Origin of the sequence: Pseudomonas pichavaramensis (assembly GCF_050473265.1) — a bacterium.
Lineage (GTDB): Bacteria > Pseudomonadota > Gammaproteobacteria > Pseudomonadales > Pseudomonadaceae > Aquipseudomonas.
Window position 1 is genome coordinate 203,567 of sequence record NZ_JBJKFJ010000002.1, and the last position, 22,710, is coordinate 226,276.

The following is a 22,710-nucleotide window of genomic DNA, read 5'->3' on the forward strand; positions in this document are numbered from 1 at the left end:
GTCAATCCGACCGGTAATCACATGGAAGCATCCACTTGCCGGCTGGAGCCAATCATAGCTATCGCCAGCAGGACGTTTCCTTGGCAAACGATGTCGCTGCCACGAATGGCTTTCCCCTGCGAGCCTGCTAGCGTGCATGGCAGATTAAGCCCCTCATCGAGTGAGAACGACATGCTGCACAGCATCAAGCAAGGCATCACCCTGGACGAATTGGAACTGAGCGGCACGCTCGAGGACATCGGTGTCGAGATGGTCGACGGCGATAACGCGATGTTCGCCCTCACCACCTTCGCCACCGAAGACGAATCCGTCAGCGCCGGCTACTTTGGTGTACGCCGCAGCCGCTTCCGCCTGCCCTATACGTTCCACGAGCAAGCGGTGGTAACCCTCGGCGAAGTGAAGATCACCAACGAAGCCACCGGCGAGACGGCGCACTACAAGGCTGGCGACTCCTTCTTCGTTGCCAGTGGCACCAACACCTTGTGGGAAGTGGTGAGCGACAGCTTTACCAAGCACTACCTGGCCGTTGACTGAAACCGCTTCAGAACAGGCACTCGCTGCCCGGCGCAGTTCGTCGATCGGGCAACGACGCTCCCAAGGCCAAGGGGCGCATAGCAAAGGATCGCGAAAGACATGGATAGACGCACACTTGGCCTCAGCCTGCTACTGGCAAGCTGCAGCGTAAGCGCAGAAACAATCCCCACCCTGCTCGGCCCCGTCAGCGATATTCAGGTCACCGAGGATGCACTCGGACCTGAGCAGGACAACTGCCGGGAATACAAGGTCAGCGAAGAGACGGTCGCGGACTTCCTGCGCCACGCCATCCTCATCACCCATCGCCAGGAACACGACTGGTATCTCTACGGCCCCTGCCAGGCCAGAGGCACCTTCCGCACCCGCTACGGGGAATGGCAGTGGCAACTGCTGAATATGGGAACCGCACGTATCACGGCGGTGACAGGGGAACAGTTCATACTGGCCGATCCGCGTGAAGAATCATCACTGGAAGATCAGTAAGCACCAAGCTCAGACAACCTCTTGCTTGCTCTCGATGCCCTCTCCTGCCTAGGCTTGCCCCTCGCATCACTAGGAGAGTCACGTCGTGGACAAAGGCCAGAGCTGGCGCCAGCGCCTCTACATCATCATCTTCGAGACCAGCACGCCTGCTGCGCAGCGCTTCGACAACTGGCTACTGGTGACCATTCTCGCCAGCCTGGTGGTGGTAATGCTCGACAGCATCGAGCGCTTTCATAACCAGTACGCCGGACTGTTCAGCGCACTGGAATGGTTTTTCACCGCCTTGTTCGCCATCGAATACGGCCTGCGCCTGTACTGCTCACCCAAGCCGCTGCGTTATGCCTTCAGCTTCTTCGGCCTCGTCGATCTGCTGGCGGTGCTGCCGGCCATCCTGGCGCTGATGTTCGCCGACGCACAGTACCTGATGATCGTCCGTGCTATCCGCATGGTGCGCATTTTCCGCGTACTGAAGCTGCGTCACTACCTGACCCAGGCCAACTTCCTGTTGGTGGCGCTGCGTGGCAGCAAACAGAAGATCATCGTCTTCCTGGTCAGCGTGTCCACCCTGGTCACCGTTTTCGGTGCGCTGATGTATGTGGTCGAAGGCCCCGTACATGGCTTTACCAGCATCCCTACCAGCATCTACTGGGCGGTGGTGACCCTGACCACAGTGGGGTTCGGTGATATCACCCCGCAGACGCCAATCGGCCAGATGCTGGCGACGATGGTGATGATTACCGGCTACTCGATCATCGCCGTGCCGACCGGCATCTTCACTGCCGAACTGGCCAATGCCATGCGCCAGGATGGTCAGATGGAGCACGATTGTCCGCACTGCCGCAAACCGCACCACGAGTACAGCGCCGCATTCTGCAGTCGCTGCGGCAGCCCGCTGTTCAGCAAACCTAGAACCCATGCCGAGGAAGGTGAAACAGACTGAAGCAAAACCGATTGGCCATTTGCATGGTCATAGAGTTGCCCTCTGGGCTATAAAGCCGCCTTTTTATGCTTAAGGAAGCGCCATGGCCGTTACCACCAATGAAACTACGGCGCCTGCCAAGGCGGCGTGGATTGGCCTGATTCTGGGGCCTTTGCTACTGCTCATCTGCCTGCTCACCGAACCGCCGGCTGGTCTGTCCAGCGCCGCCTGGGCCACCATTGGCGTGACTCTGCTGATGGCGACCTGGTGGTCCACCGAAGCCATTCCGATTCCGGCGACGTCGCTGCTGCCAATTCTGCTGATCCCCGCGCTGGGCATCGACAGTCTCAATGCGGCGACCGCACCTTACGCCAACCCGACCATCTACCTGTTCCTCGGCGGCTTCATTCTGGGCCTGGCCATGGAGCGCTGGAACCTGCACAAGCGCATCGCGCTGATGACGCTGTTGGCCATGGGCAGCAAGCCGAGCAAGCAAATCGCCGGTTTCATGATGGCCACCGCCTTCCTCAGCATGTGGGTGAGCAACACCGCCACCACCATCATGATGTTGCCCATTGGCCTCTCGGTGGTCGGTATGCTCACCAGCGAGAAGAACACCAGCGAAGCCGACCGCGAGCGCTTCGCCACCGCGCTGCTGCTGGCCATCGCCTACGCGGCCAGCGTCGGTGGTATCGCCACGCTGATCGGCACACCGCCGAACGCACTGCTGGCGGCGTTCCTGGCCGAAAACTATGACGTACAGATCGGCTTCGGTCAGTGGATACTGCTGGGTCTACCGGTGGCGGTCGTGATGCTGGCACTGACCTGGTGGTGGCTGACCCGCGGCGGTTTCAACCTCGCAGGGCACGACAGCTCTCAGTTGATTCGTAGCGAACTGGCTGAACTGGGCCCGTTGAGCCGTGGTGAAAAACTGGTGGCACTGGTCTTCGTCATCACCGCACTGGCCTGGGTATTCCAGCCGCTGATCGCCGACTGGGTGTCGGGCGTCAATGACACCAGTATCGCCATCGCCGCAGCCATGGCGCTGTTCATCATCCCGGTGGACACCAAGCAGCGTTTGTTCCTGATGAACTGGGAAAGCGCCAGCAAGCTGCCCTGGGGCGTGCTGCTGCTGTTCGGTGGCGGTCTGTCGCTGGCCGGCGTGATTCGCAGTACCGGCCTGGCCGAGTGGATCGCGCAGAGCCTCGGCGCACTTGGCGCGCTGCCCGTCATCGCGATGATCGGCGTGGTGGTCCTGGTGATCATCTTCCTCACCGAAGTGACCTCCAACACCGCCACCGCTGCGGCCTTCCTGCCGCTGCTCGGCGCCCTGGCCGTGTCGCAGGGCATGCCCGCCGAGCTGCTGGCGATTCCGGCAGCCATCGCCGCCAGCTGCGCCTTCATGATGCCGGTGGCAACGCCGCCGAACGCCATTGTCTTCGGCACCGGGCACATGAAGATCCAGTCGATGATCAAGGCGGGTTTCGCCTTGAACCTGTTCGGCGTGGTGCTGGTGACACTGATCAGCTACCTGCTGGTAGGGCTAATCTGGGCTCACTGAGTACGGAGCATGGCAAACAAGAACGGCGCCTTCGGGCGCCGTTTTCATATGCGCTGGGGCTGTATCTACCCAGTCGCTATGGCGGGTTTCACCCGGTCTATGACGTAGGAGCGGCGCCTCGCCGCGAACCTGGTCGCGTGCGGTTAAACGCTTCGTCCCGAGGCGGGACTCCTACGAAAAGCTGTCCGGCTGATCGGCATCGACCTACGAGCGCCGTTATCCCCGCGCCGGGATGGCGGAGCAGGTGCTGTCTGCCAAACCAACATGGTGGGTTTCGCCCGGCCTGTGCAATCAGCGATTCTGATACTGGCGGAACAGCCCTGGTGGAATACCGCTGCTATCGGTGGCCTGCCACGGGCCAGCCACACGAGGTGACCAGCTCCAGCCGCCGTCGAAGCGATAGAAGACCCTCTCACGGTAATAGAGGTCACGTGCACCTTCGACCACATAAACACCCAGCGCCGGACTCCAGTGACTCTTCACTCCCGGCGGTGGCGCATAGCGTGGATGCGAGGGCTGTTGCACCGGCGGCAACTCGTCAATCGGGGCACTCGGCTGCTGCAGTACGCAACCGCTCAAACCAAGCCCGAAGGTGACCGCCAAAACCAGACGTCTCATTGAACCTGCCCTTCGCGGCTGTCGATCAGCAGCGCCTGCACGTCACGCGCCGTGTTGGCGACAGGTCCGCTCTGCCCTGTCCACTCGCCGCGAGTGGCGTCACCGGCACGGGAAACACGCGCCACCAGTTGGACCTGATCGAATCGGGAAATCTTCAGTTCCGGCATCATCGCATCCACATCCGAGAGGCTGATTTGAGTGGGCAGGTCCGCGACCGTGAGGCGCTTGACCGCCAGCGGCATCGGCGGACCGCTGAGCGCACGGGCGAAGACGAAGACGGCATCGTCCGGCTGCACGTTCTGCTGCACCTCGGGCGACAGCGATACGCTGACCTCCAGCGCATGCACCTTGGCACCCGGCTCCGCGGCGCTGCTGGACTGTTCGCCCTCGCCCATCTGCTGGCGGGCACGCTCGATACCGCCGGCAATGGCGGCGCGCGAAGGATCCTGCTCCGGCAGCACGGCAACCAGACGCTCCCAGTAGCGCACTGCGTCAGCATAGCGCTGGCTCTCATAAGCGGCGATACCGAGCAGGCCCAGGCTGGTTACCTCTTGCGGGTCGCCCTGCAGCGCCTCGTCGGTCAGCGCCTGCAGCTGCTCGTTCCATTGCTTGCCTTCGGCGAAGTACAACGCCTGCGCCCACTGACCGAGCAGCTCCGGCGCGCGACCGGCCAGGTTCACCGCCTGCTCGAACGCCTTGGCGGAATCACCTGCGCGCTCCTGCGCCATGTAGGTACGACCCAGGAAATACCAGGCCTCGGCCGATTGCGGCTGCTCCTTGACGGTCTGCTCCAGGCGCGCAGTCATCTCCTCGATGCTCTGCGGCTGCTGCGCGGCCATCTGGCGAGCCTGATCGACCTCGTCGATCGCCCCCCAGTGCAGGTACAGCGCAACAGCCAGCACCGGCACCATGAGCGCTGCGAACAGCGGGATCTTGCCGCCCAGCACGCCGCTGCGACGTTGCACACCCTCGGTGTCGTCCAGCAGCTCACGAGCGGCCTCGGCACGGCCAGCCTCGAGTTGCGCATCGTCGAGCACGCCGGCCTGGCGCTGGGTCTCCAGCTCCAGCAGACGCTCCTGATAGAGGGTCACGTTGAGCGCGGTACGGTCTTCTTCGGCCTGCAGCTTGCGGATGCGCAGCACAGGGATGAGCAGAAATGCCAGGGCCGTCAGCAACAGCAGCCCGGCGGGCAGCCAGAAATCGATCATCGGTCGTTCTTGTCCTGAGAAGCTTGGTCGAGTAGCGCTGCAAGTCGCGCTTGCTCATCAACGGAGAGGCCGGCGTCCGGGCGATCCTTCTGCTGGCCGCGGCGGCGCAACACGATCACACCGAGCACCACGAAGCCGATCAGCAGCAGGCCGCCCGGGCCATACCAGAGCAGCAGCGTGCGACTGGTCACGGGCGGGTTATACAGCACGAAGTCGCCGTAACGGGCGACCAGAAAGTCGATGATCTGCGCGTCCGTCTTGCCGGCCTCGACCATCTGATAGACCTCATCGCGCAAGTCCATGGCAATCGGAGCGTTGGAGTCGGCGATGTTCTGGTTTTGACACTTCGGGCAGCGCAGCTCTTCCACCAGAGTGCGATAGCGCTCGCGCTCCGCTTCGCTGGCGAATTCGTAGGTATCGATGGCTGCATGAGCCGCAGCCACCAGCCCCAGAGCCAGTCCGGCAGCAATCAACAAACGCTTCATGGCCGGGCCTCGTCGACGAGTTGCTGGTAGATCGGTGCCAGCTGCTCACGCCACACGCGCTCGTCGATGGTACCGACGTACTTGTGACGGATGATGCCCTTGGCATCGACGAAGAAGGTTTCCGGCGCGCCGTACACCCCGAGGTTCAGCCCCAGGCTGCCCTTGGCGTCCTCGATGTTGAGCTGATAGGGGTTGTGCAGGTCGCGCAGCCACTTCTGTGCAGGCTCGCGCTGATCCTTGTAGTTGACGCCGTGGATCACCACGCCCGCTTCGGCCAGCTTGTTAAGCACCGGATGTTCATGCCGGCAGGCCGGGCACCAGGTGGCCCAGACGTTGACCAGCGCCGGCTTGCCTTTGATATCGGCCTCGGTGATGGCGCGCTCGGGGTCCTCCAGAGACGGCAGGCTGAAGGCCGGGAACGGCTTGCCGATCAGCGCCGACGGCAACTCGGATGGATCGAGGAACAGGCCGCGATAGAGGAACACGGCAATCGCCAGGAACGCCAGCAACGGCAACAGCATTAACAGACGTTTCATGCGTTGGCCTCCTGCAGCCCCAAAGCCTCACGCACACGGGTGCGTACCTTGATCCGGTAGCGCTTGTCGGCTGCAGCGAGGAAACCGCCGAACGCCATCAGCAGGCCGCCGAGCCAGATCCAGCGCACGAAGGGTTTGATATGTACGCGCACGGCCCAGGCGCCCTGCTCCAGCGGCTCGCCAAGGGCAACGAAAAGGTCGCGGGTAAACCCTGCATCGATACCTGCTTCGGTCATGGTTGCCTGCTGCACGGTGTACAGACGCTTCTCCGGGTGCAGGACCTTGATCTGCCGTTCACCGTCGAAGACGCGCACCGTGCCCTTGTCAGAGATGAAGTTGGGACCTTCGTGATGCACAGCGCCATCGAACTGGAAACGATAGCCGGCCAACTCCACCGAGTCGCCCGGCGCCATGCGCAGGTCGCGCTCGTAGCTGCCCAGGCTGGTCAGCACCACACCGAGGGCACATACAGCAAAGCCGAAGTGCGCCATCTGCATGCCCCAGTAGCTCCGCCCCAGTCCCGGCAGCCCCTTGAGCAGGCCCTTGTGGCGAGTCTTGTCGAGAATGTCGCGCACGCCGGCGAGGATCACCCAGAAGGCCAGCAGACACACAGCCAGCACTGCCCAATGGAAGTCACCGTGGACGAAGGTGGCAATCACCGCCAGTACCACGCTGGCCACCAGCACCGGGGTCAGCATGTTGCCCAGCCACTTCAGCGGGGTGTCCTTCCAGCGCACCAGCACACCGACGCTGATCACCGCCATCAGCAGCGCCATCAGCGGCAGGAACAGTGCATTGAAATAGGGAGGCCCGACCGACAGCTTGGCGCCGGTCAGCGCATCGAGCACCAGGGGATAGAGCGTGCCGAGCAGAATCATCGCAGCGGCCACCACCAGCACGATGTTGTTGACCAGCAGCAACGTCTCGCGCGACCACAGGCCAAAGCCGACCTGGCTCTTGACCACCGGCGCGCGCACGGCGAACAACGCCAGCGAACCGCCGACTACCACCAGCAGGAAGGCAAGGATGAACACGCCGCGCTCCGGGTCGGTGGCAAACGCGTGCACCGAGGTCAGCACGCCGGAACGCACCAGGAAGGTGCCCAGCAGACTGAGGGAGAAGGCGGCAATGGCCAGCAGTACCGTCCAGCTCTTGAATACGCCACGTTTCTCGGTCACCGCCAGTGAGTGAATCAGCGCGGTTCCCACCAGCCAGGGCATGAAGGAGGCGTTCTCCACCGGGTCCCAGAACCACCAGCCACCCCAACCCAGTTCGTAGTAAGCCCACCAGCTCCCCAGGGCGATACCGATACCGAGGAAGGCCCAGGCGACGATGGTCCACGGCCGCGACCAGCGCGCCCAGGCGGCGTCAAGCTTGCCGCCGAGTAGCGCGGCGATAGCGAAGGCGAAGGCGACAGAGAAGCCGACATAGCCCATGTACAGCATCGGCGGATGCACGATCAGGCCGAAGTCCTGCAACAGCGGGTTGAGATCGCGACCATCGACCGGAGAATTTGGCAACAGACGCTCGAAGGGGTTGGAGGTAACGATCAGAAACAGCAGGAAGCCGACGCTGATCATGCCCATCACCGCCAGCACGCGGGCGAGCATCTCCTCCGGCAGATGACGCGAGAAGATCGACACGGCGAAGGTCCAGCCAGCCAGGATCAGCGCCCACAGCAACAGGGAACCTTCGTGCGCGCCCCACACGGCGCTGAACTTGTAGTACCAGGGCAGCGCGGTATTGGAGTTGCTGGCCACGTAGGCGACGGAGAAGTCGTCGACCATGAAGGCGTAGGTCAGGCACAGGAAGGAGAACAGCAGGAAGGCGAACTGCCCCCAGGCCGCTGGCTGCGCCAGGCTCATCCATTGGTGGTCGCCGCGCCAGGCGCCAATGAGCGGCAAGGTGGCCTGTACCAGACACAGGCACAGCGCCAGGATCATCGCCAGATGGCCGAGCTCGGGAATCATTGCGCGCTCTCCTGCTGGTAGCCCTGTTTGCCCGCGGTCGCGGCATCGTGTTGCTGTTTCATGCCACTTTTCTCCAGCGCCTGCATGACCTCCGGCGGCATGTAGTTCTCGTCATGCTTGGCCAGCACCTCGTCCGCGATCAGTACGCCGTCGGCATTCACGCGGCCAAGAGCGACGATGCCCTGCCCCTCGCGGAACAGATCCGGCAGGATGCCGTGGTAGCGGATGGTCACACCATGAGCACCGTCGGTGACGACGAAGTCCACTTCCAGCGAGTCCGCCGAGCGCTTCAGCGAGCCCTCTTCCACCAGACCACCGGCACGGATGCGGGTATCGACCGGCGCCTCACCGGCGGCAATCTGCGTCGGCGTGTAGAACAGGTTGATGTTCTCCTGCAGCGCGCTCAACGCCAGGGCGACGGCGATGCTGACGCCACAGAGAATGGCCAGGACGATGTACAGGCGTTTCTTGCGAACCGGATTCACTTCGACTTCTCCCGGCGCAAACGGCGCGCCTCGTCTTGCAGGTAACGGCGGCGCGCCAGAATCGGCAGCACCACATTCAACGCCAGGACGGCCAGGCTGATGCCATAGGCGCTCCAGACGTACGCGCCATGGGTGCCCATGGCGAGAAACTCGGAGAACGACGCGAAGCTCATGCCTTGCCCTCCACCAGTGCTTGCACCTCAGCCTTGACCCAACTGCTGCGGGCCTCGCGCTTGAGCACTTCCAGGCGCATGCGATAGAGCAGCACGGCCCCGAAGAAACAGTAGAAACCCAGCACCGCCAGCAACAGTGGCAGCCACATCTCCACCGGCATTGCCGGCTTCTCTGTGATCTTGAAGGTGGCGCTCTGGTGCAGCGAGTTCCACCACTCCACCGAGTACTTGATGATCGGGATATTGACCACGCCGACGATGGCCAGCACGGCGCAGGCCTTGGCGGCGCTGTCGCGGTTGCTGATGGCGTTGCCCAGGGCAATGACGCCGAAGTAGAGGAACAGCAGGATCAGCATCGAGGTCAGGCGCGCGTCCCAGACCCAGTAGGTACCCCAGGTCGGCTTGCCCCATATGGCGCCAGTCAGCAATGCGATAGCCGTCATCCAGGCGCCGATCGGCGCGGCCTGCTGCAATGCGACATCGGCCAGCTTCATCTTCCACACCAGACCGACCAGGCCGGCGACGGCCAGCATCACGTAGATGGACTGCGCCAGGAATGCCGCAGGAACGTGGATATAGATGATGCGAAAGCTGTTGCCCTGCTGGTAGTCAGGCGGCGCGAATGCCAGGCCCCAGACCAGCCCGGCGACGGTCAGCAACACGGCAGCGATGCTCAGCCAGGGCAGCCAGCGGCCACTCATCTCATAGAACCACTTGGGCGAACCCCACTTGTGAAACCACGTCCAGTTCATTCAGTCGACTCATCATCTAAACGCAGCCTGGATGAAATCCGGGAAAACTCCCGGAGCTGATCCGGGCCACGTATCACGGTTCGTTCTTATTCGCCGACGCTAATGGTCAGGCCAGCGGCAATTGCAAAAGGTGTCAGCGTCACCGCCAGGGCGGTGAGGCTGGCCAGCCACAACAGGTGGCCACCAGCCGGCAATCCTTGCAAGGCTGCCTGCAGCGCCCCACTGCCGAGAATCAGCACCGGGATGTACAGCGGCAGAATCAGCAGCGCCAGCAACAACCCGCCGCGCTTGAGACCAACAGTGAGTGCAGCTCCGACCGCGCCGAGCAGGCTCAACACCGGCGTACCGAGCAGCAATGAAAGCAAAAGTACCGGCAGGCAGCGCCCGGGCAAACCGAGCATCAACGCCAGCAGGGGCGCCAGCAGCACCAGCGCCAGGCCGCTAAACAGCCAGTGTGCCAGCACCTTGGCCAACACCAGAAGGGGCAGAGGGTGCGACGAAAGGACCCACTGTTCCAGCGAGCCGTCCTCGAAATCACTGCGAAAAAGCCCGTCCAGCGAAAGCAGCACGGCCAACAGAGCCGCTACCCAGACCAGGCCGGGAGAAAGGGTTTGCAACAATTGCGTCTCCGGCCCGACCGCCAGGGGAAACAGGGCGACGACGATGGCGAAGAACACCAGCGGGTTGGCCAGGTCGGACGGGCGACGGGCCAGCAGGCGCATCTCACGGCTGAGCAGTTGAGTGAAGACGTTGCTCATGCGGCGTGCTGCCCCAGATCCAGTTCACGGTAAGTCGCGGGTTTGTGCTGCAGACTGTGGTGAGTGGTCAGCACCACCACGCCGCCACGCTCGCAGTGACTGGCCAGGTGCGCCTCCAGTTGCGCCACACCGTGCTTGTCCAGCGCGGTAAACGGCTCATCGAGCACCCACAGCGGTGGCGTGTCGGCCAGATAGAGGCGGGCCAGGGCTACACGACGCTGCTGCCCAGCAGAAAGAGTATGGCAGGGAACATCCTCGAAGCCGCGCAGGCCAACCGCCTCCAGCGCCTGCCAGATCGCATCACGACTGGCCGCACGATGCAGGGCGCACAACCAGGCCAGGTTCTCCTCGGCAGTCAGCAGCCCTTTGATACCGGCGGCGTGACCGATCCACAGCAGATCATGCGCCAGTTCGCTACGCTGCTCGGCCAGCGCCCTGCCCTGCAAGAGGATTTCACCCGCCGTCGGCTGTCGCAAACCGGCCAGCAGGCGCAGCAGGCTGGTCTTGCCGCTGCCATTGGGGCCGCTGATCTGCAGCATGTCCCCAGCCTGCAAGGCGAATTCCAGATGCTCGAACAGCATGCGCCAATCCCGCTCACAGCTGAGCGCTACGGCTTGGAGAAAGGGAACGGTACGGGTCATCGATACCTGGCAGGGTTAAAGTAGGCAGAGTCCAGGCCGCTATACTGACGCGAGCCGGAAGTACGGTGCGGAACGGGGCGGCATTATACATGTCGCATCACTGTCCCCGCAGTCAGCATTTTCGACAGGTTGTTAATAGACTTTCGACCAAGAGCCCAGATGAGCGAAATCAGCAGCCCACGTCCACTCCCCTCTGCGCCGCCAGTGATTCGCAGTACTGCGACGGCCGCAGACCTGGCTGTGCGCCTGCTACAACCCCTGGAGGGGATGTTGGCCGCTGGCGAGAGCGCCAAGGCCGAGGTGATTGCCGTACGCGAGCAGACGCAGAGTTTCCAATTGCTGCTCAAACTGACCCTCGACGGTGGCAAGCAGACCACCCTGCAGGCGGAAAGCGCACGGCCACTTGCACAGGGCAGCGCGTTGGTGGTCACCGCGCTGTCGGACACCCGCCTGGCCCTTGCGCTGCAGGCCGGTGGCGACAAACCGTTGACCAGTCTCGATCTGCAACAGCTGCCGGTTGGCACCCTGGTGCAGGGCAAGGTCATCAGCAGCGAGGCGCTGCCTGCGCAAAGCGCGCAGCCCCTCTACCGCTTGGTGGTGAATCTGCTCAATACGCCGCTGGCCGGCCAGCAACTGGCGCTGGACAGCCCCACCACGCTGCCACTGGGCAGCCTGCTCAGCGCCCAGGTGCAAGGTAGCCAGAGCCTGGCCTTCCTGCCACTGAGCGGCCGCCTGGACCAGCTCGTACTGGGCCAGCAACTGGCTGCACAGCAGAATCGTCAGGCCTCGCTGGAAGGCCTGTTCAAAGGCTTGCAGGGGCTGAGCACAGGCGATGAGGCGCTGCGTGGCAGCATCGACAAACTCCTGGGCGCGCTGCCCGACAGCACTCAGCTGAGCACAGCCAAGGGCCTGGCACAGGCACTGGAAAGCAGCGGCGTACTGCTCGAGGCCAAGCTGCTGCAGGGCCAGACTGCCGCCTTGCCGCAAGATCTCAAGGCCAACCTGCTACGCCTGATCGCTCAGCTGATGCCACAGCTACCAGGTGGCGCAGGCGCCCTTACCGGCGTACAGAACGCGCTCAACCAGAACCTGCCCAGCCTGGCCAGGCAGATGCTTGGAGTGAACGCCACGGGCTCGTCGCGCCAGCAGGCACTGACCTTCCCCCTGCCCTCGCGTTTGCTGCAGAACATGGATGGCGAAGCCGACCTGGAAACACTGCTGAAACTGGCGGCCGCTGCTGTTTCACGACTGCAGACGCATCAGCTGTCGAGCCTGGCGCAGACCCAAGTGGATGCCAACGGTAACCAGGTCACCACCTGGCAACTGGAACTGCCCATGCGCCATCAACAGGAAGTCATTCCCCTGCAGGTCAAGCTGCAACGTGAGGACAGCGGCAAAGCGGAAAAGCCGGGACAGAAGGAAACGCTGTGGAAGGTCGAACTGGCATTCGAACTGGACCATCTCGGCCCACTGCAAGTACGTGCCCAACTGCTGCGGGGCAGCCTGTCCAGTCAACTCTGGGCCGAGCGCGCCGACACCACCACGCTGATCAATGCCGAACTCGGCCATCTGCGTGAGCGCTTGCAAGCTGCAGGATTGGAAGTTGGCGAGCTGGCCTGCAGCCAGGGCATGCCACCACAAGGACCGAAAACCTCGCTGGAACAACGCTGGGTGGATGAAACCGCATGAGCCGCAAGACACCTCCGGAAGCACGCCAGGCCATCGCCCTCAACTACGACGGGCAGAGCACGCCGGTGCTCAGCGCCAAGGGCGACGACGAACTGGCAGAAGCCATCCTGGCCATCGCCCGCGAATACGAAGTGCCGATCTACGAGAACGCCGAACTGGTGCGCCTGCTCGCGCGCCTGGAGTTGGGCGATGCCATCCCTGAAACGCTCTACCGCTGCATCGCCGAGATCATCGCCTTCGCCTGGTACCTGCAGGGCAAAACGCCCCCTGGCTTCGATCCCGACGCCGAGCGCGACGTCACACCACCGTTGCCACTGCTCAAGGGGCCGACGAACTGAGCGCCAGTCGCTCAGCAGACGCCTCCTTGCTACTGGGCAGGTCGAACAACTGCCAGGCGAAGTAACCACCGCGAAAGTAAAACACCCGGCTAAAGCCCCAACGCACGGCCTGCTCCGTGGCCAGTGCGCCCCGCGCGCACACCTCACTGTCGCAGTAGATCACCAGTGGCATCTCGCGCGGCCAGGACAATTCCGCGAGGCCGGCAAAGCGCCCATGCAGATCCATGTGTATGGCACCTTGCACGTGCCCCCAACCCCACTCGCGGGCCGGCCGCACATCGATGAAGAGCGCGCCGTGGTCGTACAGGTGCTTGGCCTGCATGACATTCACCGTGATAGCACCAGGAACCTGAAGCGGCGCCTCCTGAGCCATGAGCGGCTGGCAGAGCAGCCAACTGACGAGCAATACGATCAGGCGATGCATGGTCAATCCCCCGTTACGCGCGCTCGAATCAAGCGCGCAGCCGAACAAACCACTACCTCCGTTCAGCGTAGATGGATCGAGGGACGCTCTAGGATTGATTAGACAAACTCGGCTGACCGCTAAGAACGCAGTCGACTAACGGGCCGCTATTGCGGCTGGCCCGCCTTGGGTTTGTGCAGGCGACTGATCAGCTCGGCTTCCGCCTTGCTCAGGCCACAGGATTGAGTCAGATCGTCGACACTGGCACCCATCCCCACCAGACGCGCGGCCTGAGTGAACGACAGGCTGCTGGGATCGCGCTGCTCGATCTGACTGACCTTGTCCGGCAACGGCGCCACCACACGGCGCAGCTCATGCAGCTCCTCGCCCATGCGAATGCTGCCGGTCAGGTAGGCATCAAGACGCTTGCCCAGCTCCTTGATCCGCGCATCCTGCAGTGCATCGCGCTTGGCCTGCTCGGCAAGCAGGCGCTGCTGGTTGCGATGCAGACCATTACAGACGATGCCCAGTGCCACACATAGCAACGCCAGGAAGGCCAGGGCCGCAGCGAGCATGGCAAACTCGGACATGGTTCAGATGCTCTCCAGCTCCGACCACTCTTCTTCGGACATCATCTTGTCCAGCTCGACCAGAATCAACAGTTCGCCGTTCTTGTTGCAGACGCCCTGAATGAACTTGGCCGACTCGTCGTTACCAACGTTCGGTGCAGTCTCGATCTCGGACTGACGCAGATAGACCACCTCGGCCACGCTGTCGACCAGGATACCAACTACCTGCTTATCCGCCTCGATGATGACGATACGGGTGTTATCGGTTACCGGTGCCGAACCCAGACCGAAGCGCTGACGGGTATCGATCACGGTCACCACGTTGCCGCGCAGGTTGATGATGCCCAGCACGTAACTCGGCGCACCTGGCACTGGCGCAATCTCGGTATAGCGCAGAACTTCCTGCACTTGCATCACGTTGATGCCGTAGGTCTCGTTGTCCAGGCGAAAGGTCACCCACTGCAGAATCGGATCTTCGGCACCTTGTGCAGAACTTTTCTTCATGTCCCTAGCCTCGTCAGAAACCGCTCAGTGCGGCATGCGCGGGTCAACCCGCTTGTCATTAACTATAGAGCCCGCTACCGCGGACTCACCAATTCTCAATGCAGTTTTCCGCCATTCAGGCGTTTGGCAGCGCCACTGGCGATCAACTCCGCCAGCGCGGCGACGTCGAGTAACGCGCACATGTGTTCGATCACCGTGCCGGCCAACCACGGACGCTGGGTACGCTGACTGCGCCATTTGACTTCGTTCGGGTCCAACCGGATCGAGCGACTGACCTGATGCACAGCCAATCCCCACTCGTAGCCCTGCACCGAAATCACATACTGCAGACCTTCGCGGAAGTCCTCGCGATAGCGATCGGGCATGACCCAACGTGCCGTATCCAGAACCTTCAGGTTACCGGACTGGCTCGGCAGGATACCGAGAAACCAGTCTGGCTGGCCAAACAGCGGCGTCAGTTCCTGGCCTTCAAGCGGGTAGATGGAGCCCAGGCAGATCAGCGGCACGGCAAGCGTAAGACCGGCGACATCGAACAGCAGGCACTCGAAGGGTTCTTGCGCCCAAGCTGGGCGCCCATCCGGCAGCAGTGCGTCAGGTTGCGCAGCAGGCTCCAGGACGAGCTCAACCTCTGGCGGTGCCTGCTCGATGACCGGCATCTGCACAGGCGCGAGCAGTTGCACCGGCACCACGGGAGCCTGCACCGGCACGGGCGCAGGTTTCTCGATGCGTGTTTCGGCCTTGACCTCAACTGGCGCAACGACCGCAACAGGCTCAAGCACACGCGCATCACGGACCTGTTCTTCGAGCACCGCAGCCTCGAACTCATCGAGGCTGACGGATACCTCCAGCTCGGCAGCGGCCTCCTGCAGCAATCCATCGAGGTAGGATTGCAAGGCCAGCTGAGAGCGCGTGGCAGTGGCGAGGTTACGACTCATGACAGAAACCCGGAATAAGATCTTTACAGCCTATCGGCCGCAGCATGCTACGACTTGAGTGACGCAATTCAACACAAGCGTTCATCTCAGGCCACCTGAGCGGCTGGCTGATGGCTCAACAGGTGCTTGAGCAGGGCACGATAGGCAATCACGCCACGACTGCCGGCATCGAACTGCGACGGCGTACGCCCTGCCCGGCTGGCATCGCGCAGACGCGTGTCGACCGGGATATAGGCAGGCCACAGGTGCTCGGGATAAGTATTGCGCAGAACGCGCAACGTGCTCATCGATGCCTGGGTACGACGGTCGAACAAGGTTGGCACGATGGTGTAAGGCAGCGCCTGCTTGCGTGAACGGTTGATCATGCTCAGCGTCGTGATCATCCGCTCAAGCCCTTTGACCGCAAGAAACTCCGTCTGCACCGGAATCACCAGCTGCTGGCTGGCAGCCAGAGCATTGACCATCAGCACGCCCAGCAACGGCGGGCTGTCGATGATCGCATGATCGAACTCTCCCCACAGCTGCGCCAGACTCTTGGCAATCACCAGCCCAAGGCCGCTCTGCCCCGGCGACTGACGCTCCAGGGTAGCCAGCGCCGTGCTCGACGGCAACAGCGAGATATTCTCATGGCTGGTGCCATGCAGCAGTTGCTTGGGCAACCCCTGCGGCACACTGCCCTGATGCAGGAACAGATCGAAGCAGCTGTGCTCCAGCGCATCTGGATCATGTCCGAAATAGCTGGTCATCGAACCATGCGGGTCGAGGTCGACCACGACCACACGTTTCCCGGCATCGGCCAGAAGACCCGCCAGGGCGATGGACGTGGTGGTCTTGCCGACACCACCTTTCTGATTGGCTACTGCCCAGACTTTCATTTTCTCTCATCCTCCCGGCACGAGGCGCTCAGGCCGAGAATAGCTGTCGCCTGCCTGCAGCGGGCGACTGGGATTTGACAGGTCACGATTGCGGAACCCCCGATGCAGACGCCGGTGCAGGTTGCGTGCCAGCACCCGATTGCTGGCTCGAGGTGCTGCCGGCACCACGACGCGTATCGAGGTTGCGCGAGATCACCAGCACCACACGGCGATTGCGTGCCCTGCCCTCTGCCGTGGTGTTGTCCGCTATCGGCTGAAATTCACCATAGCCAACGGCCGCCAGGCGCGATGGATCGACACCATCCATGGCCAGCATGCGCACGATGCTCGCCGCCCGCGCCGACGACAACTCCCAGTTGGTCGGGTATTGAGCGGTCTGAATCGGCAGGTTGTCGGTGAACCCCTCGACCTTAACCGGATTCTGATAAGGCGCCAGAATATTGGCGACCTTCTCGATAATGGTGAACGCCTGATTGTTCGGTATCGCATCGCCGCTGGGAAACAGCAGGCTGGAACTGAGTTCGATCTCGATCCACATCTCATTGCCACGCACGGTCAGTTGATCACTCTGAATCAACTCGCCGAATACTTCGCGTACGCTCGAAGCGATGCTCTGCAGATTGGAGTCGGAACTGGGATCGTCGTGCGTGGTGTCGTCCGGCTCGCTGGTACGCGGCCGTTCCTCGCCAACAGGAATCGGCTTGATCGAGCGATCAGGCTGATTGAACACACCCGTTAGCGATTCGGAAAGAATCTTGTACTTGCCTTCGTTGATCGAAGAAATCGAGTACATCACCACGAAGAAGGCGAACAGCAGGGTAATGAAGTCGGCATAGGAGACCAGCCAACGCTCGTGATTCTCGTGCTCTTCATGTTGCCGCCTGCGCGCCATGCCATTCCTCCATCAGTCCATGAAGCCTTGCAGCTTCAACTCGATGGAGCGCGGGTTCTCACCCTCGCCAATGGACAGAATGCCCTCAAGCAGCATTTCACGATAACGCGACTGACGCAGCGCGATGGACTTGAGCTTGTTGCCGGCAGGCAGCAAAAGGAGGTTGGCGAAGCCAACGCCATAAATCGTCGCGACGAACGCAACCGCAATGCCGCTCCCCAGCATGCCCGGGTCGGCCAGATTGCCCATCACATGGATCAACCCCATCACGGCACCGATGATGCCGATGGTCGGGGCATAGCCGCCCATGCTCTCGAACACCTTGGCCGCCTGGATATCGCGCGCCTCCTGGGTGTAGAGGTCAACTTCCAGAATGCTGCGAATGGACTCCGGCTCGGCGCCATCGACCAGCAGCTGCAGGCCCTTGCGCGCATAAGGGTCGGGCTCGGCGTCAGCCACGGCCTCCAGACCAAGCAGGCCCTCCTTGCGCGCGACCATGCTCCAACCAACGACTCGGTTGATCCCGCCCACCAGGTCGATGCGTGGCGGAAAGAATATCCAGCGCACTACGCTCACGGCCCGCTTGAAGGTGGTGACCGGGGTCTGCAGGAACGCAGCGCCCAAGGTGCCGCCGATGACGATCAGCGCCGCCGGACCGTTGAGCAGCGCGCCAGCATTGCCACCCTCGAGGTAATTACCGCCGAGTATCGCCACGAACGCCAGAATGACGCCGATAAGGCTCAGGACATCCATGGGCATGCATCCGAGTTAGCGTTCGTCACTGGCAGGCCTCGGTCAGGTGCCGACCGATATCGTCCAGGCCATACACCGCGTCGGCCAGATTGGCTTTCACCACCGCCATCGGCATGCCATAGATCACGCAGCTGGCTTCGTCCTGCGCCCAGACCTGGCTGCCGCCCTGCTTGAGCAGGCGCGCACCTTCACGGCCATCCGCGCCCATGCCGGTCAATACCACGGCCAGCACCTTGTCACCGTAAGATTTGGCAGCCGAACCGAAGGTGATATCGACACAGGGTTTGTAGTTCAGACGCTCGTCACCTGGAAGGATCTTCACCACGCCACGGGAGTCGACCATCATCTGTTTGCCGCCAGGAGCCAGCAATGCCAGACCAGGGCGCAGCACGTCGCCATCCTCGGCTTCCTTGACCTGAATCCGGCACAGCTTGTCCAAGCGCTCGGCAAAGGCCTTGGTGAAGGCAGCCGGCATATGCTGAATCAGCACCAGCGGTGCCGGAAAGTTGCCAGGCAGCTGCGTCAGGACACGCTGCAAGGCAACGGGCCCACCGGTCGAGGTGCCGATAGCAACCAGTTTGTAAGCCTTGCGTTTCGGTGACGACGATACTGCAGCAGAGCTGGCGCTACGCGTAGAAGGCGCGGGAGTTGAGGGCCGCGCCGGGGTGACCGGGCGGCTAACCGGCGCTGTCGTCGAATTCGCCGCCGTTGGCGCCGGAGCCACTGCGGCCGAACTGAAACGACGGTTGCTACGCGCGATGCTGTGCACCTTCTCGCACAGCATCTGCTTGACCTTGTCCGGATTACGCGAGATGTCTTCGAAATTTTTCGGCAGGAAGTCCACCGCCCCTGCATCCAGGGCATCGAGCGTGACGCGCGCGCCCTCATGGGTCAGCGAGGAAAACATCAACACCGGCGTCGGACAACGCTGCATGATGTTTCGCACTGCAGTGATGCCATCCATCATCGGCATCTCGTAATCCATGGTGATCACGTCTGGCTTGAGCGCCAGCGCCTGATCGATGGCTTCACGTCCATTGGTGGCCGTACCCACGACCTGAATACTGGGATCAGCAGACAGAATTTCCGAGACGCGCCGGCGGAAGAAACCGGAGTCATCCACCACCAGAACCTTAACAGCCATACACACTCCTAGACGGCGCAGGCCATACCTGCGCCGCAACCATCAGAAACGTCGAGCGTAGCGTTTGAGCATGCTCGGAACGTCGAGAATCAATGCGATACGACCATCGCCCGTGATCGTGGCGCCAGACATGCCGGGCGTACCCTGCAGCATCTTGCCCAGAGGCTTGATTACCACTTCTTCCTGCCCGACCAATTGATCGACGACAAAGCCGATGCGTTGACTGCCCACGGTCAGAATCACCACGTGGCCCTCGCGCTGCTCTTCCTGGAAGGCCTGCGGCACCAGCCAGCGTTTGAGGTAGAACAGCGGCAAGGCCTTGTCGCGCACGATCACCACTTCCTGACCGTCAACCACGTTGGTACGCGACAGATCGAGGTGGAAGATCTCGTTGACGTTGACCAGCGGGAAGGCGAAGGCCTGATTCTCCAGCATGACCATCAGCGTCGGCATGATCGCCAGGGTCAGTGGCACCTTGATGATGATCTTCGAGCCCTGGCCCTTCTGTGAGAACACGTTGACCGTGCCATTGAGCTGAGTGATCTTGGTTTTGACCACGTCCATGCCCACGCCACGGCCAGACACGTCGGAAATCTCGGTCTTGGTCGAGAAGCCCGGCGCGAAGATCAGGTTGTAGCATTCGAACTCGTTCAGGCGATCCGCCGCGTCCTTGTCCAGCAGACCTTTTTCCACGGCCTTGGCACGCAGCACGTCGGCATCCATGCCCTTGCCGTCGTCGGTGATCGACAGCAGGATGTGATCACCCTCCTGCTCGGCAGAAAGCACCACGCGGCCTGCACGGGCCTTGCCGGCCTTCTCGCGCTCGTCAGGGGTTTCCACGCCATGGTCGACGGCGTTGCGCACCAAGTGCACCAGCGGATCGGCCAGGGCCTCGACCAGGTTCTTGTCGAGGTCAGTTTCTTCCCCGACCAGCTCGAGGTTGATTTCCTTCTTCAGGTTACGCGCCAGATCGCGCACCAGGCGTGGGAAGCGGCCGAAAACCTTCTTGATCGGCTGCATGCGGGTCTTCATCACCGAAGTCTGCAGATCCGCCGTGACCACGTCGAGGTTCGAGACCGCCTTGGACATCGCCTCATCGCCGCTATTGAGGCCCAGGCGCACCAGACGGTTACGCACCAGCACCAGCTCGCCGACCATGTTCATGATCTCGTCGAGGCGTGCGGTATCGACCCGTACGGTGGTCTCCGCTTCGCTCGCCGCCGGTGCCTTGTCAGCAGCAGGTGCCGGCGCGGCAGCGGCCCGGCCCGCAACGGGCTCAGCTTTGGCGGGAGCCGCAGGTGCTGAGGCTTTGGCTGCAGCAGCGGGGGCGGCTGGTTTTACTGCCGGAGCAGGCGCAGCAGACGGTGCCGGCTCGCTCGGCGGTACGAACTTGCCCTTGCCATGCAACTGGTCGAGCAGCGATTCGAACTCATCGTCGGTGATATCGTCACTGGCAGGTGCTGCAGCGGGTGCGGCGACTGCTGCCGGTGCCTCTGCGGCGCCGGAAAATTGGCCCTTGCCGTGCAACTGATCGAGCAGCGCTTCGAACTCGTCATCGGTGATGTCGTCACTGGCAGGTGCTGCAGCGGGCGCAGCAACACTCGCCGGGCTCGCCGACACCTCGACCGTGCCGCTGAATTGACCTTTGCCATGCAGCTGATCGAGCAGGGACTCGAACTCGTCATCGGTGATGTCGTCACTGGAGGTCGCCACTTCTGCGGCCGGCGCATCACCCAGTGCGTCGAGCAATTGCTCGAATTCATCATCAGTGATGTCACCCGAGAGCGTTGGCGCGACCACGGGCTCTGGCTCAGGCTCGGCCTGCTGCGCAGGCGCAGCAGCCGGAGCGGCCTCTGCCCCAGCAGGCTCAGCCAGGCGCGCCAGTGCGGCCAGCAACTCAGGGGAAGCAGGCGTAGGTTCGCGGCGCTCACGCACCTCACCGAACATGCCATTGACTGCATCAAGAGCCTCGAGCACCACATCCATCAGTTCCGAGTCGACGCGACGCTCACCCTTGCGCAGGATGTCGAACACGTTTTCGGCGATATGGCAGCACTCCACCAGCTCATTGAGCTGGAGGAAGCCCGCTCCGCCCTTGACGGTATGGAAACCGCGAAAGATGGCGTTGAGCAGGTTCATGTCGTCCGGTCGGCTTTCCAGCTCGACTAATTGTTCGGACAACTGTTCGAGAATCTCGCCGGCCTCTACCAGGAAGTCCTGGAGGATCTCTTCATCGGCGCCGAAGCTCATATGTGTGTGCTCCTTAGAACCCTAGACTGGACAGCAGGTCGTCGACATCGTCCTGACTGGAGGCAACGTCATCACGCTTATCGGCATGAATCTGCGGACCTTCACCCCGCGATGGCTCTTTTGATTTTTCCTGTTCGGCACGCAGCACTTCATGGTCATGCTGAATACCGGCAAAACGATCGACCTGACTGGCCATGAGCATCAGTTTCACCAGATTGCTCTCGACCTCGGTCACCAACTGGGTGACACGCTTGATCACCTGCCCGGTAAGGTCCTGGTAGTCCTGCGCCAGCAGAATATCGTTGAGGTGATTGGACAACTTGGCGCCGTCACGCTCGCTGCGAGCCAGAAACAGCTCGACACGCTTGGCCAGTTCGCGAAACCCGTCAGCCCCAATCTCGCGACGCATGAAGCGACCCCATTCCGCCCCCAGGCTTTGCGCCTCATCGCTCAGGTCATTGACCAACGGAGCGCTCTGCTCCACCAGATCCATGGTGCGGTTGGCAGCCCTTTCGGTCTGGGTAACGACGTAGTTCAAGCGTTCGGTCGCATCGGCAATCTGCGAAAGCTCCTGCGCATGCGGCATGCGCGGATCGATCTGGAAATTGACAATGGCGTTGTGCAGTTCACGGGTCAGCTTGCCAACCTCGTGATAGAGCCCGTGGTCACGGACCTTGTTGAGCTCGTTGATCAGTTGCACCGCGGCGCCGAAATTGCCTTGTTCGAGGCTATCGACCAAATCGCGGGCGTTGTTCTTCAGGGTCGACTCGAGGTCACCCATCGTGGAGTCATCATGTTCCATAGCACCCTCGCGGCCGACATCAGCCGTTGACCCGCTCGAAGATCTTCTCGATCTTTTCCTTCAGCACCTGGGCGGTGAAGGGTTTGACCACGTAGCCATTCACGCCGGCCTGGGCCGCCTCGATGATCTGATCGCGCTTGGCTTCAGCAGTCACCATCAGCACTGGCAGATGCTTGAGGCGCTCGTCAGCGCGCACGGCACGCAGCAGGTCGATGCCGGTCATACCGGGCATGTTCCAGTCGGTCACCAGAAAGTCGAAGCTGCCACTTTGCAACATCGGCAGCGCCGAAGTGCCGTCATCGGCTTCTGCGGTGTTGGTGAAACCCAAATCCCGCAAGAGGTTCTTGATGATCCGTCGCATCGTCGAAAAATCATCAACGATGAGGATTTTCATGTTCTTGTCCAAGTCGACCTCCGTACAGTCCCAAACGTA

The 22,710-nt window shown here is 62.1% G+C and carries 27 protein-coding genes; 6 read left to right on the forward strand and 21 right to left on the reverse strand.

Annotated features, from left to right (window positions below):
• The first annotated feature begins 171 nt into the window (after positions 1–171).
• The 4 genes from ACJRW5_RS04470 (at position 172) to ACJRW5_RS04485 (ending at position 3,497) form a co-directional block, all read left to right on the forward strand.
• Entirely contained in the window at positions 172–534 is a 363-nt protein-coding gene (locus ACJRW5_RS04470) for a cupin domain-containing protein (RefSeq protein WP_484569326.1), read from the forward strand.
• Positions 535–633: 99 nt separating this feature from the next.
• Positions 634–1,017, forward strand: coding sequence for a hypothetical protein (locus ACJRW5_RS04475; RefSeq protein WP_484569327.1), 384 nt, complete (start codon positions 634–636; stop codon positions 1,015–1,017).
• Positions 1,018–1,102: 85 nt separating this feature from the next.
• Complete coding sequence (locus ACJRW5_RS04480; protein ID WP_484569328.1) at positions 1,103–1,957, forward strand: ion transporter; 855 nt, start codon at positions 1,103–1,105, stop codon at positions 1,955–1,957.
• Positions 1,958–2,039: 82 nt separating this feature from the next.
• A complete protein-coding gene (locus ACJRW5_RS04485) occupies positions 2,040–3,497 on the forward strand; it encodes an SLC13 family permease (RefSeq protein WP_484569329.1) in 1,458 nt (485 codons plus the stop codon).
• 291 nt (positions 3,498–3,788) lie between these two features.
• Here the strand turns inward: ACJRW5_RS04485 and ACJRW5_RS04490 are convergent, their stop codons facing one another.
• The 10 genes from ACJRW5_RS04490 to ccmA form a co-directional block, all read right to left on the reverse strand.
• Positions 3,789–4,115, reverse strand: coding sequence for a hypothetical protein (locus tag ACJRW5_RS04490; protein WP_484569330.1), 327 nt, complete (start codon positions 4,113–4,115; stop codon positions 3,789–3,791).
• Positions 4,112–5,323: a c-type cytochrome biogenesis protein CcmI gene (gene ccmI, locus ACJRW5_RS04495; protein ID WP_484569331.1), complete on the reverse strand. Its 1,212-nt coding sequence runs from the start codon at positions 5,321–5,323 to the stop codon at positions 4,112–4,114. Before ccmI ends, ACJRW5_RS04490 begins: the two co-directional genes overlap by 4 nt.
• The gene (locus tag ACJRW5_RS04500) at positions 5,320–5,808 is read right to left on the reverse strand and encodes a cytochrome c-type biogenesis protein (RefSeq protein WP_484569332.1); all 489 of its coding nucleotides are present in this window, start codon (positions 5,806–5,808) and stop codon (positions 5,320–5,322) included. Before ACJRW5_RS04500 ends, ccmI begins: the two co-directional genes overlap by 4 nt.
• Entirely contained in the window at positions 5,805–6,344 is a 540-nt protein-coding gene (locus ACJRW5_RS04505) for a DsbE family thiol:disulfide interchange protein (RefSeq protein WP_484569333.1), read from the reverse strand. The genes ACJRW5_RS04500 and ACJRW5_RS04505 overlap by 4 nt, the downstream gene beginning before the upstream one ends.
• Positions 6,341–8,314 carry a heme lyase CcmF/NrfE family subunit gene (locus tag ACJRW5_RS04510; RefSeq protein WP_484569334.1) on the reverse strand — a complete coding sequence of 658 codons (1,974 nt, stop codon included), beginning with the start codon at positions 8,312–8,314 and terminating at the stop codon, positions 6,341–6,343. Before ACJRW5_RS04510 ends, ACJRW5_RS04505 begins: the two co-directional genes overlap by 4 nt.
• Positions 8,311–8,799, reverse strand: coding sequence for a cytochrome c maturation protein CcmE (ccmE, locus tag ACJRW5_RS04515; RefSeq protein ID WP_484569335.1), 489 nt, complete (start codon positions 8,797–8,799; stop codon positions 8,311–8,313). Before ccmE ends, ACJRW5_RS04510 begins: the two co-directional genes overlap by 4 nt.
• Positions 8,796–8,972: a heme exporter protein CcmD gene (gene ccmD / locus ACJRW5_RS04520; RefSeq protein WP_484569336.1), complete on the reverse strand. Its 177-nt coding sequence runs from the start codon at positions 8,970–8,972 to the stop codon at positions 8,796–8,798. The genes ccmE and ccmD overlap by 4 nt, the downstream gene beginning before the upstream one ends.
• The gene (locus ACJRW5_RS04525; RefSeq protein WP_484569337.1) at positions 8,969–9,724 is read right to left on the reverse strand and encodes a heme ABC transporter permease; all 756 of its coding nucleotides are present in this window, start codon (positions 9,722–9,724) and stop codon (positions 8,969–8,971) included. Before ACJRW5_RS04525 ends, ccmD begins: the two co-directional genes overlap by 4 nt.
• A gap of 86 nt (positions 9,725–9,810) precedes the next feature.
• Complete coding sequence (gene ccmB, locus ACJRW5_RS04530; RefSeq protein WP_484569338.1) at positions 9,811–10,482, reverse strand: heme exporter protein CcmB; 672 nt, start codon at positions 10,480–10,482, stop codon at positions 9,811–9,813.
• Entirely contained in the window at positions 10,479–11,123 is a 645-nt protein-coding gene (gene ccmA, locus ACJRW5_RS04535) for a cytochrome c biogenesis heme-transporting ATPase CcmA (protein WP_484569339.1), read from the reverse strand. Before ccmA ends, ccmB begins: the two co-directional genes overlap by 4 nt.
• 159 nt (positions 11,124–11,282) lie before the next feature.
• Here ccmA and fliK point away from each other — a divergent pair, with 159 nt between their 5' ends.
• Positions 11,283–12,812, forward strand: a complete 1,530-nt coding sequence (gene fliK / locus ACJRW5_RS04540) for a flagellar hook-length control protein FliK (protein WP_484569340.1) — start codon at positions 11,283–11,285, stop codon at positions 12,810–12,812.
• Positions 12,809–13,150, forward strand: coding sequence for an EscU/YscU/HrcU family type III secretion system export apparatus switch protein (locus tag ACJRW5_RS04545; protein WP_484569341.1), 342 nt, complete (start codon positions 12,809–12,811; stop codon positions 13,148–13,150). The genes fliK and ACJRW5_RS04545 overlap by 4 nt, the downstream gene beginning before the upstream one ends.
• Here the strand turns inward: ACJRW5_RS04545 and ACJRW5_RS04550 are convergent.
• The 11 genes from ACJRW5_RS04550 to ACJRW5_RS04600 all read right to left on the reverse strand — a co-directional run bounded on the left by ACJRW5_RS04550 (position 13,131) and on the right by ACJRW5_RS04600 (position 22,671).
• A complete protein-coding gene (locus tag ACJRW5_RS04550) occupies positions 13,131–13,574 on the reverse strand; it encodes a rhodanese-like domain-containing protein (RefSeq protein ID WP_484569342.1) in 444 nt (147 codons plus the stop codon). The genes ACJRW5_RS04545 and ACJRW5_RS04550 overlap by 20 nt on opposite strands.
• Before the next feature lie 146 nt (positions 13,575–13,720).
• Complete coding sequence (locus tag ACJRW5_RS04555; RefSeq protein WP_484569343.1) at positions 13,721–14,143, reverse strand: DUF2802 domain-containing protein; 423 nt, start codon at positions 14,141–14,143, stop codon at positions 13,721–13,723.
• 3 nt (positions 14,144–14,146) lie between these two features.
• Entirely contained in the window at positions 14,147–14,626 is a 480-nt protein-coding gene (locus ACJRW5_RS04560; protein ID WP_003243242.1) for a chemotaxis protein CheW, read from the reverse strand.
• A 95-nt stretch (positions 14,627–14,721) separates the two neighbouring features.
• The gene (locus ACJRW5_RS04565) at positions 14,722–15,561 is read right to left on the reverse strand and encodes a CheW domain-containing protein (protein WP_484569344.1); all 840 of its coding nucleotides are present in this window, start codon (positions 15,559–15,561) and stop codon (positions 14,722–14,724) included.
• An 86-nt stretch (positions 15,562–15,647) separates the two neighbouring features.
• Complete coding sequence (locus ACJRW5_RS04570) at positions 15,648–16,436, reverse strand: ParA family protein (RefSeq protein WP_484569345.1); 789 nt, start codon at positions 16,434–16,436, stop codon at positions 15,648–15,650.
• 82 nt (positions 16,437–16,518) lie between these two features.
• Complete coding sequence (motD, locus tag ACJRW5_RS04575; RefSeq protein WP_484569346.1) at positions 16,519–17,328, reverse strand: flagellar motor protein MotD; 810 nt, start codon at positions 17,326–17,328, stop codon at positions 16,519–16,521.
• A gap of 12 nt (positions 17,329–17,340) precedes the next feature.
• Positions 17,341–18,081, reverse strand: coding sequence for a flagellar motor protein (locus ACJRW5_RS04580; protein ID WP_484569347.1), 741 nt, complete (start codon positions 18,079–18,081; stop codon positions 17,341–17,343).
• Positions 18,082–18,106: 25 nt separating this feature from the next.
• The gene (locus tag ACJRW5_RS04585) at positions 18,107–19,225 is read right to left on the reverse strand and encodes a protein-glutamate methylesterase/protein-glutamine glutaminase (RefSeq protein ID WP_484569348.1); all 1,119 of its coding nucleotides are present in this window, start codon (positions 19,223–19,225) and stop codon (positions 18,107–18,109) included.
• Between the two features lie 42 nt (positions 19,226–19,267).
• Positions 19,268–21,475, reverse strand: a complete 2,208-nt coding sequence (locus ACJRW5_RS04590; RefSeq protein ID WP_484569349.1) for a chemotaxis protein CheA — start codon at positions 21,473–21,475, stop codon at positions 19,268–19,270.
• A 13-nt stretch (positions 21,476–21,488) separates the two neighbouring features.
• Positions 21,489–22,277, reverse strand: a complete 789-nt coding sequence (locus ACJRW5_RS04595; protein WP_484569350.1) for a protein phosphatase CheZ — start codon at positions 22,275–22,277, stop codon at positions 21,489–21,491.
• Between the two features lie 19 nt (positions 22,278–22,296).
• Positions 22,297–22,671: a chemotaxis response regulator CheY gene (locus ACJRW5_RS04600; RefSeq protein ID WP_169968482.1), complete on the reverse strand. Its 375-nt coding sequence runs from the start codon at positions 22,669–22,671 to the stop codon at positions 22,297–22,299.
• Positions 22,672–22,710: the final 39 nt, after the last annotated feature.

Excerpts from the sequence above, each read along its gene's own strand:
- ACJRW5_RS04470 (WP_484569326.1), top strand. The coding sequence starts at position 172 with ATGCTGCACAGCATCAAGCAAGGCATCACCCTGGACGAATTGGAACTG.
- ACJRW5_RS04475 (WP_484569327.1), top strand. The coding sequence starts at position 634 with ATGGATAGACGCACACTTGGCCTCAGCCTGCTACTGGCAAGCTGCAGC.
- ACJRW5_RS04485 (WP_484569329.1), top strand. The coding sequence starts at position 2,040 with ATGGCCGTTACCACCAATGAAACTACGGCGCCTGCCAAGGCGGCGTGG.
- ACJRW5_RS04490 (WP_484569330.1), bottom strand. The coding sequence starts at position 4,115 with ATGAGACGTCTGGTTTTGGCGGTCACCTTCGGGCTTGGTTTGAGCGGT.
- ccmI (WP_484569331.1), bottom strand. The coding sequence starts at position 5,323 with ATGATCGATTTCTGGCTGCCCGCCGGGCTGCTGTTGCTGACGGCCCTG.
- ACJRW5_RS04500 (WP_484569332.1), bottom strand. The coding sequence starts at position 5,808 with ATGAAGCGTTTGTTGATTGCTGCCGGACTGGCTCTGGGGCTGGTGGCT.
- ACJRW5_RS04505 (WP_484569333.1), bottom strand. The coding sequence starts at position 6,344 with ATGAAACGTCTGTTAATGCTGTTGCCGTTGCTGGCGTTCCTGGCGATT.
- ACJRW5_RS04510 (WP_484569334.1), bottom strand. The coding sequence starts at position 8,314 with ATGATTCCCGAGCTCGGCCATCTGGCGATGATCCTGGCGCTGTGCCTG.
- ccmD (WP_484569336.1), bottom strand. The coding sequence starts at position 8,972 with ATGAGCTTCGCGTCGTTCTCCGAGTTTCTCGCCATGGGCACCCATGGC.
- ACJRW5_RS04525 (WP_484569337.1), bottom strand. The coding sequence starts at position 9,724 with ATGAACTGGACGTGGTTTCACAAGTGGGGTTCGCCCAAGTGGTTCTAT.
- ccmB (WP_484569338.1), bottom strand. The coding sequence starts at position 10,482 with ATGAGCAACGTCTTCACTCAACTGCTCAGCCGTGAGATGCGCCTGCTG.
- ccmA (WP_484569339.1), bottom strand. The coding sequence starts at position 11,123 with ATGACCCGTACCGTTCCCTTTCTCCAAGCCGTAGCGCTCAGCTGTGAG.
- fliK (WP_484569340.1), top strand. The coding sequence starts at position 11,283 with ATGAGCGAAATCAGCAGCCCACGTCCACTCCCCTCTGCGCCGCCAGTG.
- ACJRW5_RS04545 (WP_484569341.1), top strand. The coding sequence starts at position 12,809 with ATGAGCCGCAAGACACCTCCGGAAGCACGCCAGGCCATCGCCCTCAAC.
- ACJRW5_RS04550 (WP_484569342.1), bottom strand. The coding sequence starts at position 13,574 with ATGCATCGCCTGATCGTATTGCTCGTCAGTTGGCTGCTCTGCCAGCCG.
- ACJRW5_RS04555 (WP_484569343.1), bottom strand. The coding sequence starts at position 14,143 with ATGTCCGAGTTTGCCATGCTCGCTGCGGCCCTGGCCTTCCTGGCGTTG.
- ACJRW5_RS04560 (WP_003243242.1), bottom strand. The coding sequence starts at position 14,626 with ATGAAGAAAAGTTCTGCACAAGGTGCCGAAGATCCGATTCTGCAGTGG.
- ACJRW5_RS04565 (WP_484569344.1), bottom strand. The coding sequence starts at position 15,561 with ATGAGTCGTAACCTCGCCACTGCCACGCGCTCTCAGCTGGCCTTGCAA.
- ACJRW5_RS04570 (WP_484569345.1), bottom strand. The coding sequence starts at position 16,436 with ATGAAAGTCTGGGCAGTAGCCAATCAGAAAGGTGGTGTCGGCAAGACC.
- motD (WP_484569346.1), bottom strand. The coding sequence starts at position 17,328 with ATGGCGCGCAGGCGGCAACATGAAGAGCACGAGAATCACGAGCGTTGG.
- ACJRW5_RS04580 (WP_484569347.1), bottom strand. The coding sequence starts at position 18,081 with ATGGATGTCCTGAGCCTTATCGGCGTCATTCTGGCGTTCGTGGCGATA.
- ACJRW5_RS04585 (WP_484569348.1), bottom strand. The coding sequence starts at position 19,225 with ATGGCTGTTAAGGTTCTGGTGGTGGATGACTCCGGTTTCTTCCGCCGG.
- ACJRW5_RS04590 (WP_484569349.1), bottom strand. The coding sequence starts at position 21,475 with ATGAGCTTCGGCGCCGATGAAGAGATCCTCCAGGACTTCCTGGTAGAG.
- ACJRW5_RS04595 (WP_484569350.1), bottom strand. The coding sequence starts at position 22,277 with ATGGAACATGATGACTCCACGATGGGTGACCTCGAGTCGACCCTGAAG.
- ACJRW5_RS04600 (WP_169968482.1), bottom strand. The coding sequence starts at position 22,671 with ATGAAAATCCTCATCGTTGATGATTTTTCGACGATGCGACGGATCATC.